The following is a 17,992-nucleotide window of genomic DNA, read 5'->3' as shown; positions in this document are numbered from 1 at the left end:
ATAATAAAACCCAACCCGCAAACGCGGGTTGGGTTTCTACAAAAAAACTAAACTTTATTTTATTGGTGATGGCTGCCCATGTGGGCTTGAGCGTAAATACTGTTTAGGTGCAGTTACTGTAGCGCCAAGCTCTGCAGCTGCATGCCACGGCCAGTGCGGGTTATATAAAATACCACGCGCTAGTGCTACGCCATCGGCTTGCTGCTCACTAATAATATCTTCGGCTTGTTGCGACTGTGTAATTAAACCCACCGCTATAACAGGCATTTTAACCGCTTCTTTGATGGCTGTTGCAAACGGTACCTGAAAATTAGGTTTTACTGGTATTTGTTGCTCAGGGCTTAAACCCGCCGTACTTACATGAATAAAATCACAACCTAGTTCATCAAGCGCTTTACTAAGCACTATCGATTGCTCTAAATCCCAGCCACCTTCAACCCAATCGGTTGCCGAAATACGCACACCCACTGCTTTATTACTGGGGAATACCGCTCTTACCGCTTTAAACACATCAAGTAATAAGCGCATTCTGTTTTCTAGGCTGCCACCGTAGTTGTCATCGCGCTTGTTTGAAAGTGGCGACAAAAATTGATGTAACAGGTAACCGTGCGCACCATGAAGCTCGATTAAATCAAGGCCGAGTTCATCAGCGCGTTTAGCTGCACTTACAAAATCTTTAATTAGTGAATCTATGTCAGATTGGCTCATTGCTTTTGGCACTGGGCTGTTAGCGTCGTACGCAATTGCCGAAGGTGCGAGCGTTTGCCAGCCATTTACATCATCAGGTGCAATGGCATCGCCACCGTCCCATGGTTTTTCAGTTGATGCTTTGCGCCCAGCATGCGCTAACTGAATACCAATAGGCATAGGGCTGTATTGCCTTACTGCTTTTAGGCTTTTGCCTAGTGCTTGTTGGGTTTCGTTATTCCAAAGCCCTAAATCGCCGTAACTAATACGCCCTTCTGGGTTTACTGCTGTTGCTTCTAAAATAAGTAACCCTGCACCACTTAAACTCAATTGGCCTAAATGAATAGTATGCCAATCGCTAGCAGCGCCATTATTGGCTGAATACTGGCACATGGGTGCAATAATAATACGGTTATCTAACGTTACTTGCCCAAGTGATAAAGGCGAAAATAGTTGGCTCATTGTTAATCCTTAAAAACACGCACAAAAAAGTGCGGACAAAATAAAAAAGAGAATACGAAGCGACAATCAAACACGCTCACTCAATAACTTAAACTGTCACTAATAATGGCGACTTAACATTCTTAATGGGGATCAAAATACACTTTAATAGTGCTAATAAAAGTATAAGTAATGACATTATGAAATATTAATTTTAATGTAATAATTTGTTTAACGAGCACGTCATAACACCATCTTTAAAAATATGAATGACTATTTACCTTTAAACAAGGGTTTAATTTTTAATCTAACTGTACCTAATTACACTAAGCCATTGCCTGTATTACCGATTAACCAAATAAAAACCCTACATATCAACCATATTTATTCTATAAAAGTGAATTAAAATTCAATTTAAATATTCCAAGCGACTTCACTCCCTGATAAACTGCTTAACTTAATTTACTAATGTAAAACATTTGAACTGGGGATCACTTTTTATGTTTAAACCAAGCTTGTTAACCTTGGCTATTTCGAGCGCTGTTTCTAGCGTATTTTTATTGCCTAATGCCGCACTTGCTCAAGAAGAAGTTGCAGCTAAAAACAAATCACTCGAAGTAATCGAAGTTACAGCAACAAGGCGCAGCGGCTCTGTGCAAAATGCACCGCTAAATATTACAGCCCTTGATGCTGATATAATGAAAGATCAAAATATCAGTGAGCTTGCGGATGTAGCGCGCTGGGTACCTGGTTTAACAATTACCGATCAAGGTGGCCGCTCAGGCTCGCCTATTATTGTTCGTGGTTTAAATACAAACTCGTCTGGTCCATCATCAGATGGCGGCACAGTATCTACTTACATTAACGAAATTCCAGTTTCGGTAGATATGCGCCTAGTAGATATTGAGCGTGTTGAAGTATTAATTGGGCCACAAGGCACCCTTTATGGTGCAGGCACATTAGGCGGTGCAATTCGTTACATGCTTAAACAGCCTGAGCTTGATTTTACATCGCTTGAAGTTTACGGCGACCTGTTTCAAACAAAAGAAAGTGACTCTTTAGGTGGCGAAGGCGGTTTTATATTTAACCTTCCTATTATCGAAGATAAATTAGCAGTACGCGCCAGCTTAAACGTATATGAAGATCCGGGTTTTATCGATTACGGCTACGTAGTACGTGAGCCTGGCGTATCGTTGCCAGATCCAGATTGGAGCGATAGCTCAGCAGTTAGTAACAACCTTAAAAATGTAAAAGACTCCAACGGCGAAACCACCACTACAGGTCGTATTTCTGTTCGCTTTAAACCAAATGAATCGTTTGAAGGTACGCTTAACTACTTTTACCAAAACCAAGACAGCGAAGGCCGCTCGATTGTTCATTACAACAGCCTTAATTCAAACAACGGTTTAAGCGACGTAATAGGTAAATACGAATCGGCTTATCGCTTTGAAGAGCCGCGCGAGAAAAAAGATCAATTACTAAGCCTTGAGCTAAAAGCCGATTTAGGTTTTGCAGAACTAGTATCGGCTACTGGTATTTCGAGCTTTGATGCCGACGGCCAACGCGATCAAACCGATTTACTTATTCGCCTTGATTATGGCTATGAAGAATTCCCAGCGTTTTCATCTTTCACGCGTGAGATTGAAGAAGAAGACACCTTCACCCAAGAGCTGCGTTTAGTATCGCAAGGCGATAGCGACTTAAACTGGATTGTTGGTGCGTTTTACAACAAAATAGAAACGGATGCTTCTAGTAAAGAGTTTACGCCTGGCTTTGGTGACTTTGCAGTAGAAAACTTTGGCGCTTCGCAGTCTCGCCCAGATCAACTTGAGTACTTCTCGGTAGATCGTACCGAAATAACAGAATCAGCTTTGTTTGGCGAAATAGGCTACCAAGTAACAGAAAAACTAGACGTAACTTTAGGTATGCGTTTATACCAATACGACGTTGAATCTGAGTCAGCTGTAGATTTTCCATTATTTAATACCTTATTTGATGACGCAGCACCTGATGCTATTTCATTAAACTTTGAAAAAAATGAAGCTGACGATAACGGCAGCCTCTTTAAGTTTAATGCTAAATACCAATTCACAAATTCAGTCATGGGCTATGTAACGGTAAGTGAAGGATTTAGAATCGGCGGTTCAAATGGTTTAGCACCGTGTCCTGATCCATTACCAGCTAACCAAGCAGGTTGTGGTAGTCCAGAAGAAATGCTTTACGATGCCGATACAACAACAAACTACGAGTTAGGCTTTAAAAGCACCTGGTTTAGAAGCCAACTTCACTTTAACGCCGCTCTATTTAACGTAGATTGGGATGATGCACAAATTGCGGGCGCTACTGATGTAGGCCAACTACCGTACTTATCTAACGCAGGTAGCGCTAACGCAAAAGGGATTGAAATATCTACCCGTGCCATTTTATCTGACTCATTTTCAGTTTATGCAACCTATGCTTATACAAAAGCAGAGCTAACATCAGATGCACCATTTTTGTTTAATGCTGATGGTACCGATGGCGCAGAAGACGGCGACCGTTTACCAGGCTCTCCAGAGCATCAGTTCTCAATGGGTGTAAACTATCAAACAGATGTATTTAACGACAAAACGCTTGATATTAACTACGGTCTAACCGCGCAAAGCGATGTAATTACAAGAGTTGGCTTGCATGACAATGGCGAAACACTACCAGGTTACAGCTTAAGTAATATATCTGCTAAATTAACAGCTGATGCATGGTCAACTACCCTATATGTTGATAACCTATTCAACAAATACGCAGTTACCTCAGTTCGTCGTTCAGATGCCGATATAACATCAGCAAATGGTGCCGACATACAACGTAACTACGGCCATTACATTAATCGCCCGCTTACGGTAGGTGTTAAATTTAACTACAAATTTGAAATATAATTTATAGTAATTTTTAAACAATGTTTTAAGGCTCAAATTTATTTGAGCCTTTTTATTCTCTTTCACAAAATAATTACCAAAAACCATGCAGCCAAATTTAAAGCAACTTCATCAAAGCGCAATACACTCCCTAAACCAAGGTAAAATAGAGCAAGCACACAAAGCCCTAGTGGAGTTAGTTACACTCAAACCAGACTTTGCTGATGGGTATTTTTTGCTGGCAATGGTTAATTTAACTGTTGGGAAAATACACAAAGCAATAAAGCTCATCGAAAAAGCCCTCACCCTTGGCCAAAGTATTGAATACACCGCGCAACTTGCTAAATGTTACGCACTTACTGGCGAATTACAAAAAACAAAAAACACCGCACTATCGGTGCCATTAAAGCAAATAACTAAAGCCCTTGATGCCGACACACTTGGCGTTGCACTTACTCAAGCAGGTATTCACGAGCAAGCACTTAACTACTTTGAGCGCGCTATTACACTGTCTACAGCAGCTAACAAAGCTCAACCTCAGTTTTATTATAACTACGGTGTAAGCGCTAAGTTTTTAGGGCTATTTTCAAAAGCCCAACACGCTTTTGAAAATGCCATAGCGCTTAACCCGCTGCACCACCAAAGTCATTTTGCATTAAGTGATTTAACTAAAGTAAGTACACAAAACAATCATATTGAACGCTTAAAAAACGTGTTTGAGCAAGTAACACACCCCGATGCAAAACTGCATATTGGCCATGCTTTAGCAAAAGAGTATCAAGATCTTGGTGAATTTTCAGAGGCTTTTAACGCGTTAGAGCAAGGTAAATTAGCAAAACGTGCTGTACAACCGTTTGATCATAAAAGCTCAACTGAATTATTTGAACATATTAAACTCTTAAGTGAGCAGCACACACAAGCGCTAACGCAAGGTAACCCAACGGCCGAACCTATTTTTGTATTAGGCATGCCCCGCTCTGGCACCACATTAGTTGAGCGTATTTTATCGAGCCACAGCGACGTGCAATCAGCCGGTGAATTACAAGACTTTGGCCTAAGCGTTAAAAAGCTAAGCCAAACACAAACACCTCACGTGCTCGACACTCAAACGCTCAGTAAAGCCTACGAGCTTGATTTTAATCAGCTTGGGTCAACCTATTTAAACGCAACACGCGTAATAACAGGCAGCCATAAACACTTTATTGATAAGCTCCCGTTTAACTTTTTTTATATCGATTTAATAACCAAAGCACTGCCAAACGCCAAAATAATTTGTATGCTGCGCGATCCAATGGACACCTGTATTGGCAACTATCGCCAATTATTTACCATTAATAACCCCTACTACGCGTACTCGCTCGATTTACTCGACACTGCAAAATTTTACAGCCGTTTTTACAAACTAATGCAGCACTTTAGTACCCTGCACAGCAATATAAAATTAGTAAAATACGAAGAATTAGTCGCACAGCCCGAGCAACAAATTAAAGAGTTAGTCAGCTTTTGTAACCTAGAGTGGCAGGAGCAATGTATAGATTTTCACTTAAACACCGCACCGGTCTCTACTGCCAGTAAAGTACAAGTACGCCAACCACTTAACAATAAAGCAATCGGCCGTTGGAAAGCATTTAAGCCACATACTGATAAAGTAGTGGAGTACCTTTTAAAACAAGGTATTAGTATTGAGTAAACGCTTTATTTTACCGGTGGGAAAATCCAAATAGGCGGCTTTGTGCCAATGTAGGTCGGATAAGCGAAGCGCCATCCGACACAGTAAAATACCTTGCCAATTATTATCAACATTTTATGTTGTGGAGTGGTTGGAGGGTGGCCATAAGCGGACCTTAATTATTCAGTCAATTCATGAGGAAAAGACCAGGTTATACATGCAGGTACTGCCCCAGTATGAAACGTTCACTTTCGGGCAATTAAACCGTGTATTGATGTTTACACAACTCACATTTTTACCCAACCTGCTGGCCACTTTGTCCCGTCTAAAACGCAGCGGGACAAGAGATACGCGCCAATTTTATTTGACTATTAACACTGGGCAATCAGCTTTATTGGCGATCGTTTCTGCAACGTTAACATTCAAAAAATGAGAAAGTCCGGTTCTCCCATGACTGGCAATTACCACCATGCCTATATCACCGCTATTAGTCTCATCTAAAATCTCATTAATGGCATCACCATGTCGAATAACCGTTTCAATCTTTAAATCAGTATTTAACTGACCTAATAACTCATGCATTTTACTCGCCGCAGCGTCTTCCATATTTTTAGCTAACTCTTGGGGAGTTATCGCAAGGATCATATAATTTTCATTATCTGAAGGCTGATCAACAATGTGTAAAATACGAATGCCTACTTGATATAAATTCGCCATTTCAATGGCATATTGCAAAGCATGTGATGCAGTATCAGAAAAATCCGTAGGCCATAAAATATTACCTGTTCGCATATTATTCTCCTTCACAATCTAAAATCATATTTTTCAATCATATTACCAACTCCATAAGAATAGACTCGGCTCCATCTCAGCAAGTTAAGTGTAGTGAGTATTAAAAGGTTATCTATTGATTACGATCAATAAATAACAATAAGGCACTAAAAGTAACAATACCTCATCAATTTATGCTTATTGATTAGGCTGTGATTGCGGGGTTTATTACTCTGGTTGTCGTTGTTGTTTCTTTTATAAGGTAATCAATATTTGGAATAATTAGGGTTGACAGTCAGTTTTTACTCACAGTTGAACTTCACAAAAGTGCCAATAACAGCCATTAGTTAGTCTGATAGTAAAAACTGCTATCTGAAACTTTTTGAACAATATCGAATTCCAAACCTATATGGCTATAATCACCAGAAGTTGGAATAGTTGATTTATGGTTAATAACGATTCCCCAGTGGTTATCGCTTATACCTCCAAAGATTATGTTGAGACTCTCTTCGTTTACTCTCGTGATTGCAGCAACATTATACTTAGTCATTACCTCTCTCAGAGCCTTAGTAACTTCAGATAATGCCAACATTTTGGAAGCTTCTTCAGGCTTGGATAGCTTATAGTCACCTGACGGGATGAATCCTGCTTGTTTGGATGGGTAGTAGGTAATAAGCTGCGTTGGACTATAAAACGTGTTATTTATGCGAAAAACATGTGGTGCCGTTTGCTGGACAATATAAATATTTGTATTTTGTCTCAACATTTCAACTTCACTCTTTGAATCCACTAAAAACTGCTTTATCAGCTTAATTCGTTCTTTTTTACATTTTTGCTCCTTGCATATTGAGATACTTGGCAAATTAGAAAGTTGCTTCTTATTAATATTCAGGAACCTACTTCCTAATACCCCAAAATTAAAATTTGCAAAGGCTTGCTTGTCATTATTATTGACGAAATTTGTTGGGCGAACATCCAACAGGCTAAATGGAAAGAATGAAGGAAGATATGCTAGCTGTTTATTTGTTTCAGGAAGCATCTTGTCTGCATGTTTAAGCAGCTCTCTATACTCGCTATCAATATCTTCGTTGAAATAGGATGGCATATTTCCATAAGCAGACGTCGCAATTATAAAAGTGCAACACAACAAAAAAGTTCTAATCATTTGTTATTTCAGATCCCTATAAAATAAAAAGTCATTATAATGCTACAGCATAATGCTTTCTAACAATGAAGATTAGCTCAATGTCAGTAGTTCGCTCTTAGCCGAAGTGCGGTTGAGTGCCATTTGCGGACATTGATGATCCTTGATGAATATAATGTATGAAGTCATAATTTAACCTCTTTGGCTTGTTTAAATCTTGCCATGAGCAATTCTTTGACTAATGCTCGGGCCTTCTCTACATCAAATGCTCTAGCTGCATACCCTTTTACAAGAATTTCTTGAGGTAAATACTCATCAAACTTATCTATGGCTTTTTCTGCAATAGCATCAGCTAAATCAATTGCTGATATGGTTTGATCATCTCGAAAGCTTTTAAGAGCCCCGATAACATCATCAATTAAGGTATTCTCAACTTCTATAATTCCTGCAAATGCACCTGCTCCAAACCCTTTGTGTATAAGTACTGCAACGAGTGTATTTACAACTTTATCGCCGGCCCAGGGCAAAACAACGGCTGTATTGCCATACTGTAAGAAATGAGTACTTTCAAGTTTTGCAGTTTTAAAAAAGTCAGCACCTTCTTTGAAAAGTGCTTGTGCAACTGCATCACCAAATTCAATTCTTTGTTCACCAACTTGAACTCTGTAGTCACCTTCTTTCAGAATTTTAAGCATTTCTTGTCTCACTACATCATGTACAGCCATCCCTGAACCACCAAATTTAGGTGGTTTCCCTCCTTTTGCATGCTGTACTGAAATCACTTTTTTGTCTGTATCGACTAGCTCAACCACCCAACGTTTACCCGCAAATACAATATGTTGGCCCTCTAAAATAAGGCTATCTACGGGTAATGTCCCTAGTGTTTTACTACCCGTTACAATTCTAAATTCTTCAGGGGTTTTAAAAACGGCATAAAACGTATAATGATTTGTTATTTTTTCACCCATAAAACCTAAAACCAGTTCACCACTTCCTAACTGGGTAATAAGATCTACCTTACCCATGTGAGATAGCAAATCTTTAAAATGTGTAACAGTAACTTGTTGGAATGGACCGTCTTTACAAAGTAATACGTAGATTTGATCTGCTCTTATACCCCCCCATTGCGCGATGAGAGCTAAAACTTGATGAAGTAATGTTGAAAAGTGATAGAGCGAAGTGTCTGCTGGTTCGTACCATTTACTTGCAACCAATAAACGTATCATCGCTAGCGATTGAACCAATTCAAGCCTCAGTTTATCTACAATACTCGATTTTTCTGTAAGGTCAGCCTCAGTTATCAGCATTCGCAAAATACTAGCGCCACCACGCCTACCTGAACGACCCATGCGCTGACGTAAACTTGCAATAGAATGCGGCGCAGTAACTTGCACGACAGAGTTAACCTTGCCTATATCAATGCCTAACTCCAAAGTCATAGTACACACTGCTGTAGTGGGCATTTGATCTTGCTGAAGCCGAGCTTCAAGTGTTTCTCGCATTTCTTTGGCTAACGAGCCGTGATGTGGAAAAAACTCGTTAGGCACAGTGTTACTCTCACACATCTCAGCAAGAGTGGTCGCAATGCTTTCGGTGCGACTTCTGCTGTTTGCAAACACTAAGTGGTTTCCACCACGACAAAGGCCATATAAATCGTTACATACGCTTTGCTCCGCAGTAACCGCCTCATCTATTACTACAGCGCTTTCAATGTATCCTTTCACTTGCATTTTTAACGTTGATGAAGACTGCGTTTGCTTTATTATTTTACAAGACAGCGATTTATTGGGTCTTAAAGACGCCGGGACACTTTCTAAGTCACCTAAAGTGGCACTTAAAGCGGTTCTGGGTATTGGTGCGTTTACACGGCCAAGCAGATGCTCTAAGCGGTGCAGTAAGCTCAATAAGTGATGGCCACGTTCAGTACCAATAAATGCGTGAAATTCATCTATAACTATATGCTTTAAATTCTGAAAAGCAGACTTTACCCAGCCACTGTCTCTTATTAATAATGACTCTAGGGACTCTGGTGTTATTAAAATGATGCCAGATGGATTTCGTTTCAGCTTATTTTTTCGACCTTGAGGGCTATCACCATGCCAAGGTGTAACTTGTATGTCTAACAAGTCTGACAAGCTTTCTAGCCTTCGATCTTGATCGTTTATTAACGCCTTTAGCGGGCTGATATATAAAATGCCTACACCGCTTACTTGATCTGCGATACTACTTATTGCAGGTAAAAAAAATGCTTCGGTTTTTCCTGCGGCAGTAGAGGCACTAATAAGCACATCAGTCTTTCCTGAGAGGATAGGGTCAATTGCTAAACATTGTATCTCTCTGAGTCGATCCCAGCCTTGTTTAAAAATCCACTGCTGAATGCGAAAATCAAGCCTTTCGTGTGCATCAATCATAATTTAAAATCAGCTAGCTCATCGTCCTCAGATTCAATTTCTAACTCTACATCGGAAGGCTTCTCCTCTGCAATATCAACATTTTTAATTAAGCTGTCCCAAGAAATACTTGGGTTTTGATCAATCACGGCAAGCATATCCAAAAACGCCTTAATCGTATTTCTTGGCGTTCTGAAGTAAGCGTCTCCAATTGTTTTACTGCAATGGACTAAAAATGCTTTAAGGGACTCGTCAGGAACTAAATATAGCGATTCATCACCTGATGCGAAAACATGCCTAAGGTTTTTAAGTAATATGAATAATTCTTCTGGAGTTAAACTTGCCAAATGCAATGCTGGAGATGAGTAATCAATAACACCAGCTTGCTTTGCAAACGTATTGCCAGCTAAACGAGATTGCAGCGCCTCATAGCTATATAACCCTTTTCTTGGATCAAGTAAAAACTCGGGTGTACCACCGAGTAAAAACCCTAAGTACTCAGCCGATCCTTGTAAGCAGTCGTTGAGTATTCTTAGAATTTGCTCGTAATTTGATAATCGTGCTTGGGTGCTATTGAGTTTGTATAAATTTACCATTTCATCGAGGTTAACTAATAACCCTTCATAGCCAGCTTGCCTTACAAATAAACTCATAAGCTTTAGAGAGTCATAAAACGACGCATCTGAGATAATACTTCTTATACCAAGATCTTTGCGAGCATCTGTTTTTGTTGCATACTCTGCTCTTAACCATTTTACAGCGTTGTTCTTAAGTTGCTCGTTATCTGTTTCATGGCCAGTCCAGTATGCTTCTATAACTTTTGCAAAGTCGTAACCACCTACAAGCTCAGAGAGAGACGCGAGCCTTTCGTGGATCACTGTGGTTATTTCCTTGCTTGTATTATCTGCTTCTTTTCGTGCCTCGGTAATAAACTTTTCAACAACACTGGTCAATGCATTACCATCAGGCTTATTACGAGTAGACATGTTTCTCATTAACTCAGAATACAAGTTTCTGGCTTGTCCAGATGATGCATGAATACGACGGTCAGGAGATAGATCTGCATTAACAGTAACTAACTTGCGCTCTAATGCTATCGCTCTTACTACACTTAAAAAGAATGTTTTACCTGAGCCGTATTCGCCAATAATTAACCGAAAAGCAGAGCCGCCCTCTGTCACTCTGTCGATATCTTTAATGAGCGCTTTAAGCTCATTACCACGACCTACTTGTATATGTTGTATGCCGACTTTTGGGGTAACACCCGATTTAAGAGACTGTATAATTGCATCGCGCTCTTTTGATCTAATTTTTTTTGCTGCCATTGTTATAACTCCCTTATCTCTTCGACTATTTCTTCATCAATGTATATATCACCGTCATCATCAATTACTGGTGCATCCACTAAATCAAATGACCAGTCATTAATGGTTTCTATAGCACCATCGACCATTAATTTTAGCTCACTACACATTTGAGCTACCTCTTCGCGACCCCATTGCGCTTTAGCACATAGCTTTTCAAACAACTGGCTATGAGCCTGATCTAATCCTTCAACTTCGTTTGTCAGCTCTGAGACTTCAATATAATCGCTTTCATCTTCATCTGAGGTAAAGATCTTTTCCAGCATATTTTTAGCTTCTGTTGTTTGGCTTTCATGAAGGGCTAAGATTGTTTCATCTAAGCTAAACTCTGATGAATTTTGACTTTTTGGCGCAAGCTGATGACTACTTGTAGTAAGCTGATGAATATCACTCGTGACAGACTCTTTATTCAACCCTAAATTCGTGTAGAGCTTCTCGATTTGTTTTACTTCTTTGTTATCGACGTTGCCATCAGCGAGCGCAATAGACAGAATAAACCGCTTCACAAATTCTATTTCTGTTTCACCTAAATTATTAAGTCTATTTTTTAAACCCGCATTATCCGATGGGGTAACTAATCGCCATGTAAGATAAGCCTTTAAAGATCGCTTTTCTGTATCCGTTAATTTCTCATCATGAGCAATTAGCTTTTCTAGCTCAGAACTTTCTGACTCATCTACAACCCCATCTATATTTGCCACCATAGCACCTAAGCGAAGTGCGACACCCACTTGGTTAAATACATGACTAGGGACAAACTCTTCCCCATGCCCTGGAGTAAATAAGACAAGTTTGCCATCTAATCTAGGTTTTGCATGGTGGTAACGTAAGTCAGGCGCAATACCTATATCAGCAAGGCTCGCTAAGTTATAAATGAGGTCACTTTCCTTTTTATTTATCGCTTTTGGTACTGGTAAGTCTGTTTGCAACCAAAATTCAGATACATTTGTTACCCCACCATTTTCTAAAATAATAGCCTGAGCCCACCTCTTAAACTTTTCAATTAATGGTGATGGTTGACTACTAGCAATAGCGCGAGGCAGTAACATCAGTGCAGCTAAGTCATCTCTACTAGTGCCTGCTTTACCTAAGTAACGGCTATAACTAGCTAGTTCCTCAGCGACTTTATCAGCAATAGGTATTAGCTTTTTAATAGGGGCTTTTAATATGCTCGGGTCTGGTAAACTATCTAGTAAAATTTTAACGCTAGGAAGACTACCGCTGGCAGAGAAGTACTCAGCGTTTAATTTAGTTTTATTGGGCTTAACTTGCATTCCCTCAGGGAATTTTTGCTTGTAGTAAAGTTTAAAAAGTGAATCAAACTCTAAATCGCAGCGCCTAGCTGCGGTTTTTAAATTGTATTGGTCTGTATTTTTGATCCATTCAAGTGCCAACTCATCATCCACTTTTTCTGTGGCAACGATTTGCTCTGAAAGACGTAATTTAAAAAGTAGTGAATGACGTGTCTTAGGTAATATGTGTTTTTTACTTTTAAAAAATTCAGGTTTTAGTAAATACATAAATTCTAAAAAGTTTGCTGAGTAACCAGCAAAAGAGCGATTTGAAGCAAACACCTTGTGTAAACGAAGTACTTCATTAAAAATATCCTCGAATTGTTCATCTGCAACTTTATTGTCTTTGTTGTTCACAACAACAAATCTTTCAAATCCATAAAAGTACAAAAATACGAATCCTATTGGGGTATTAGCTGCGCTTCTGTCGGTTGCTAACCAGTCGAGATAGGCACCTCTACATTGCCTAGAAAGCCTGCTATAACTTGGCCAGTAACCAAGCGAATCATCAGTGTAATAACCCAGCTGATGCCCTAAAGGTGTTGATGCAGGTAAAATGGAGTTTATTAGCGCAGGGTCAGGGTCATAACTTCTCATAGACTCCATTTGCTCACCTATGTATATCAACCCCATTAGCTTACGCTTTTGTATAATAGTTTCTTTATTCTTATCAAGCCATTGGGCTTTTCTTGTGCTTTTAATGCTTATATTTTGAGGGGCTGCGCTCTCAAAAATATTAAATGTGGCGAGATCATCTTCAGAATATGTCGCACTATCAGCACTTTCTATAATTGGGGAAGGTGTATTAACAGCAGTGATGCGTGGCTTTGGAGTTGTCTCCTTTGAGGTTGCTAATTCATTAGTTTGTTCGTGTAATTCAATACTTACTGATGCTTTATCAATTTTAATAGATTTTATTGGGCTGATTGCATCATTGGATAGAGCAGATATAGAAGACTTAGAGGCTGACGTATCATGAGTGCCTTTTATGTCCGAGCTTGGATTATCTAATACTCGAGGCTTTGCTTTATTTGAATTTGAGCGTGAACTGGTAATTAACCAAATTATCAATATAACAACTGCAATTATAAAAATGAATTCCATGTAACATCCCTTTAAAAATGGTTGGTACCATTTTGGTATTTAAAACTCCATCAACTACTAACATATTACTAAAAAAATCAGAAATGTATAATACTGCTGCTAGCTAATTGCAATTATTATTAATCAAACAATAAAATCCTCTTTAATAAAGCTTAATTTTGTATCAGGCTCTCCACTGATGTGACTTGACCATCAGTATTGTGCTCTTAAATTTGCAAAATTTTAAGATAAACTTGAGCTTAATCCATAGCTAGTGACTGACTGCTTCTCGCTCTAAGCTGACTAGTGGATACATGCAATTTGCAGATACTCAATACTTTAAAAAGCCTTTGCTATATACCAAGCTGAAGGGTAACTCCAGCAGCATACTATTTTGCGATTATAAGAGCTTGTTATTCTGTTTTTAAAACCATACCTTTCGATTGGGCAAATATTACTAGCGCAAATACTATTTCGGTTATCCCGCCAATAAAGGCGCCGATTACAAAATTAGCATTTAATACAATACACAACATGCCAGAAAACATAAGCGAAACACCTAAAATCCAGTACACTTTCATGCCATATAAAGTGTTGAAAACTAAATAGCGAACACCAATTATCATCAGCATTATTGAATAAAACCATTCAGCTTGAAGTTTTGCTACATAAAACGCTAAAAACAAACCAACAAATAAAATAATAGTGCTTTCTAAGGCCAATTTACCTAATGGGTTTTTAGGGTCATGATTGCCAGAGCGTTTAAGAGCTTTTGAAAGTAGCATGGCTAAAGGATGTATAAACATACCACCAAAAAACAAAGTAAGCATACTCGATTGATTTGAATGCAGTAATGCGACAAAGCCAGCTATACACCAAACCAAGCCAGACACTAATACACCGGTTCCACCACCGAAGTATGCGAGGTTCATATTTTGTTGCGCATCTTCAAACTTCATAAAAATCCTTAATTTTAGAAATATCCCTAATTTAATATTATCGCATCGTTATTAATTACAAATCGTTACTCGAATACACACTTAAAATAGGGAACTTATAATCGGCAAACGATACAGTAACCGATTGTGTTTCGTTGCCTTTAAAACCGAGTTTAAATTCCATTGGCATGAATCGGCTGCCATCAGCAAAAAGCGCAAGTAAGTGCTCCTCGCCTAATTCGCGATTGCCCGACGATAAGTTAGTTAGCGTTATAACAGCCCAGCGTTCGCCCTCTTCATTACTCATTAATACATAATTAACGATTTTAAAATCCCCTTTTTTAGGGGTTATGTTGCTATCGTTTGCAAACGATAAGTGCATGCTATTTGGTACTGCACGGTCGACATTTAGCGCGTTAATAGAGTCGGCTTGGGTTGCCCACGAAAGCACCAATAAAATGATCACTAAGGCTTTATTCACTGTTAGTTCCTTTTTATTACCAAGTAACATACCTAGTAAATTACATAACAATAACTGTTTAAATTATATTCGCATTCCATACCTATTATGTAAACAAACAATCATCGTAATTTTATCCAGCGCTTTGGCTGCGCCACTACAGACTAAGCGCTCATTCAGTGTGCTTGCGCTACTTTGAGGTAATAACGAGTGATAAGAGTAAATAATTCAAAGCTAACTTAAAGTAAAAAGCGCGATTAAACAGGAGTATAAACGTATGGCAAGCACACATAAAAACTCAACAATGGATTTATCAAACCCCAGTAACAGCATTCAAGTAAGAGGGGCGCGCGTTCATAACTTAAAAAATGTAGACGTTGATTTACCTCGTAACGCATTGGTTGTTTTTACAGGAATATCGGGCTCTGGAAAATCGTCGCTTGCGTTTGGAACGCTGTTTGCTGAGTCGCAGCACCGTTATCTAGATTCAGTATCGCCTTACGCCCGCAGGTTAATAGATCAAGTTGATGAACCCGATGTTGATTCTATTGAAGGGCTACCGCCTGCCGTTGCTTTGCAGCAGCAACGCGGCGCCCCCTCGGTTCGTTCATCCGTTGGCAGCATAACAACTATTTCTAACGCGCTACGTATGCTTTACTCACGCGCAGGCGAATACCCCAAAGGGCAAGGCATACTTTACGCCGATGCGTTTTCGCCGAATACGCCACAAGGTGCGTGCCCAGAATGCTCAGGGATAGGCCGAGTATTTGAAGTAACCGAAAAGCTACTTGTGCCAGACGATACAAAAACTATTCGCCAGCGCGCCATTGAAGCGTGGCCACCAGCATGGCAAGGTAAAAACCTAAGCCGTATTCTTACTTCCCTTGGTTATGACATAGATACGCCTTGGAACAAACTTTCTAAAAAAGCACGGGATTGGATTTTATTTACCGACGAAACTCCTACTGTGCCGGTATACCCAGATTACACCTATGAGCAAACACAAAATGCGATAAAAAATAACGAAGATCCAAGCTACATGGGGACTTTTTCAAGCGCTAAACGCTTTGTTTTACAGTCTTTTGCTACCACGCAAAGCCCGCGTACAAAAAAGCGCGTATCGCAGTTTATGCAAATATCGCAGTGCCCTACCTGCCAAGGTAAAAAATTAAAACAAGCGTCGCTAAGTGTTAAATTTGCAGGGCTCGATATTGGCGAGCTATCTCAACTTACATTAAACGAACTTGCTAAAAAATTAAGTAATGCCGCCAACACCAAAGTAAATAAAAATACAAAAAATCCAGAGCAAGCCATTGTTACGCAGCGCATTGCTAGCGATATTCTCACTCGTATTGAGACACTAACCATGCTTGGTTTAGGGTACTTGTCGCTTGAGCGTACAACGCCAACGCTCTCACCCGGAGAGCTACAACGATTGCGACTTGCTACACAAATTCGCTCTAAATTATTTGGGGTAGTTTACGTGTTAGATGAACCATCAGCGGGTTTACACCCTGCAGACACACAAGCACTTTTAAAAGCGCTTGATGAGCTAATAGCGGCTGGCAATTCTGTATTTGTTGTTGAACACGATGTTAGCGTTGTTAAACATGCCGATTGGATTGTTGATGTAGGCCCTGATGCCGGTGTGCATGGTGGCAACATTATTTACAGCGGCCCTGTTGAAGGGTTAAGAAAAATAAAAAATTCGCACACCGGACGTCACCTTTTTGCTAAAAACGCCAGTCAAGAGTCTACTCAAAACAGCGCGCAAAAAAAGGAGCTAAGGCAGCCTAGTGCGTGGTTAAAATTGGCTAATATTGAGCGTAACAACCTTAAAAAACTCAATGCAGAATTTCCACTGGGTGTTATGACAACCGTTACTGGTGTTTCGGGCTCGGGTAAATCAAGCCTAGTAAGCCAAGCGTTAGTAGAACTTGTTTACGAAGCACTTGGGCAAAAAATAATAACGGAAGCGCCAACCGGCGAAGCCGACTTACTCGAACAAGAGCTGCAAACACACACCAGCGGAAAAATCATTGAAGGTATAAATAATATAAGCCGCCTAATTACCGTAAATCAAAAAGCGATTGGCCGTACCCCTCGTTCAAACTTAGCTACCTACACAGGCTTATTTGATCATGTGCGTAAACTATTTGCTTCTACACAAAAAGCAAAAGAGCGCCGTTACGATGCCGGTCGCTTTTCGTTTAATGTTGCAAAAGGTCGCTGTAAAAACTGTGAAGGCGTTGGCTTTGTGAGTATAGAGCTACTGTTTTTACCTAGCGTTTATTCACCTTGCCAAGTATGTCATGGCAAACGTTATAACGAGCAAACACTTGAGGTTACATATCGTGATAAAAACATAAGCGATATCCTCAATTTAACGGTTGAATCGGCGCATACCTTTTTTGAAAATGAACCTGCAATACTGCGAGCACTCGATGCACTTATGCAAGTAGGTCTTGGGTATTTGCGTTTAGGGCAACCTGCCACTGAGCTTTCGGGCGGTGAAGCGCAGCGTATTAAATTAGCAACCGAGCTGCAACGTGCGCAGCGCGGTAACACACTTTATATTCTTGATGAGCCAACGACAGGCCTGCATCCATCCGATGTATCAATGTTAATGTCGCAGTTAAATAAATTAGTTGATGCTGGCAATACCGTCATTATGGTTGAACACGATATGCAAGTAGCTCGCAATAGTGACTGGGTAATTGATGTAGGACCCGGTGCTGGTGAAGAAGGCGGCTTAATTGTAGCCCAAGGTAAACCTACAGAGGTAGCTCAATCTAAAATAAGCCGAACAGCACCTTTTTTGAATGGCGCAATTTAAAGAGCAGGTAAACACTAAATAAC

11 protein-coding genes are annotated in these 17,992 nt (G+C 39.8%); 3 read left to right on the top strand and 8 right to left on the bottom strand.

Annotated elements, in window-relative coordinates:
* Positions 1–54 precede the first annotated feature (54 nt).
* Positions 55–1,149, bottom strand: a complete 1,095-nt coding sequence (locus QT16_RS11040) for an NADH:flavin oxidoreductase/NADH oxidase (protein ID WP_039488427.1) — start codon at positions 1,147–1,149, stop codon at positions 55–57.
* A gap of 479 nt (positions 1,150–1,628) precedes the next feature.
* Here QT16_RS11040 and QT16_RS11035 point away from each other — a divergent pair, with 479 nt between their 5' ends.
* Both QT16_RS11035 and QT16_RS11030 read left to right on the top strand, forming a co-directional pair.
* Complete coding sequence (locus QT16_RS11035; protein ID WP_039488426.1) at positions 1,629–4,043, top strand: TonB-dependent receptor; 2,415 nt, start codon at positions 1,629–1,631, stop codon at positions 4,041–4,043.
* A gap of 85 nt (positions 4,044–4,128) precedes the next feature.
* Complete coding sequence (locus tag QT16_RS11030) at positions 4,129–5,712, top strand: tetratricopeptide repeat-containing sulfotransferase family protein (protein WP_039488425.1); 1,584 nt, start codon at positions 4,129–4,131, stop codon at positions 5,710–5,712.
* A gap of 339 nt (positions 5,713–6,051) precedes the next feature.
* Here QT16_RS11030 and QT16_RS11025 read toward each other — a convergent pair whose 3' ends face one another.
* From QT16_RS11025 to QT16_RS10995, 7 genes are all read right to left on the bottom strand, one after another.
* Positions 6,052–6,483 (bottom strand): universal stress protein, encoded by a 432-nt coding sequence (locus tag QT16_RS11025; RefSeq protein WP_008165663.1) that lies wholly within the window; start codon positions 6,481–6,483, stop codon positions 6,052–6,054.
* A gap of 322 nt (positions 6,484–6,805) precedes the next feature.
* On the bottom strand, positions 6,806–7,627 hold the full coding sequence (locus tag QT16_RS11020; protein ID WP_238719438.1) for a hypothetical protein: 822 nt from the start codon (positions 7,625–7,627) through the stop codon (positions 6,806–6,808).
* A 164-nt stretch (positions 7,628–7,791) separates the two neighbouring features.
* Positions 7,792–10,017, bottom strand: coding sequence for a DEAD/DEAH box helicase (locus QT16_RS11015; RefSeq protein ID WP_039488423.1), 2,226 nt, complete (start codon positions 10,015–10,017; stop codon positions 7,792–7,794).
* The gene (locus QT16_RS11010) at positions 10,014–11,321 is read right to left on the bottom strand and encodes an ATP-binding protein (protein ID WP_039488422.1); all 1,308 of its coding nucleotides are present in this window, start codon (positions 11,319–11,321) and stop codon (positions 10,014–10,016) included. Before QT16_RS11010 ends, QT16_RS11015 begins: the two co-directional genes overlap by 4 nt.
* Before the next feature lie 2 nt (positions 11,322–11,323).
* Positions 11,324–13,756 (bottom strand): tellurite resistance TerB family protein, encoded by a 2,433-nt coding sequence (locus QT16_RS11005; protein WP_039488421.1) that lies wholly within the window; start codon positions 13,754–13,756, stop codon positions 11,324–11,326.
* A 392-nt stretch (positions 13,757–14,148) separates the two neighbouring features.
* Positions 14,149–14,694, bottom strand: coding sequence for a DUF7010 family protein (locus tag QT16_RS11000; protein WP_039488420.1), 546 nt, complete (start codon positions 14,692–14,694; stop codon positions 14,149–14,151).
* A 55-nt stretch (positions 14,695–14,749) separates the two neighbouring features.
* Positions 14,750–15,154, bottom strand: coding sequence for a hypothetical protein (locus QT16_RS10995; protein WP_039488419.1), 405 nt, complete (start codon positions 15,152–15,154; stop codon positions 14,750–14,752).
* 256 nt (positions 15,155–15,410) lie between these two features.
* On the opposite strand from QT16_RS10995, the gene uvrA reads away from it, so the two are divergent.
* On the top strand, positions 15,411–17,969 hold the full coding sequence (gene uvrA / locus QT16_RS10990; RefSeq protein WP_039488418.1) for an excinuclease ABC subunit UvrA: 2,559 nt from the start codon (positions 15,411–15,413) through the stop codon (positions 17,967–17,969).
* Positions 17,970–17,992: the final 23 nt, after the last annotated feature.

Origin of the sequence: Pseudoalteromonas distincta (assembly GCF_000814675.1) — a bacterium.
In the GTDB taxonomy this organism is placed as follows: Bacteria; Pseudomonadota; Gammaproteobacteria; order Enterobacterales; family Alteromonadaceae; genus Pseudoalteromonas; species Pseudoalteromonas distincta.
This window is presented reverse-complemented; position numbering and strand designations above follow the sequence as displayed.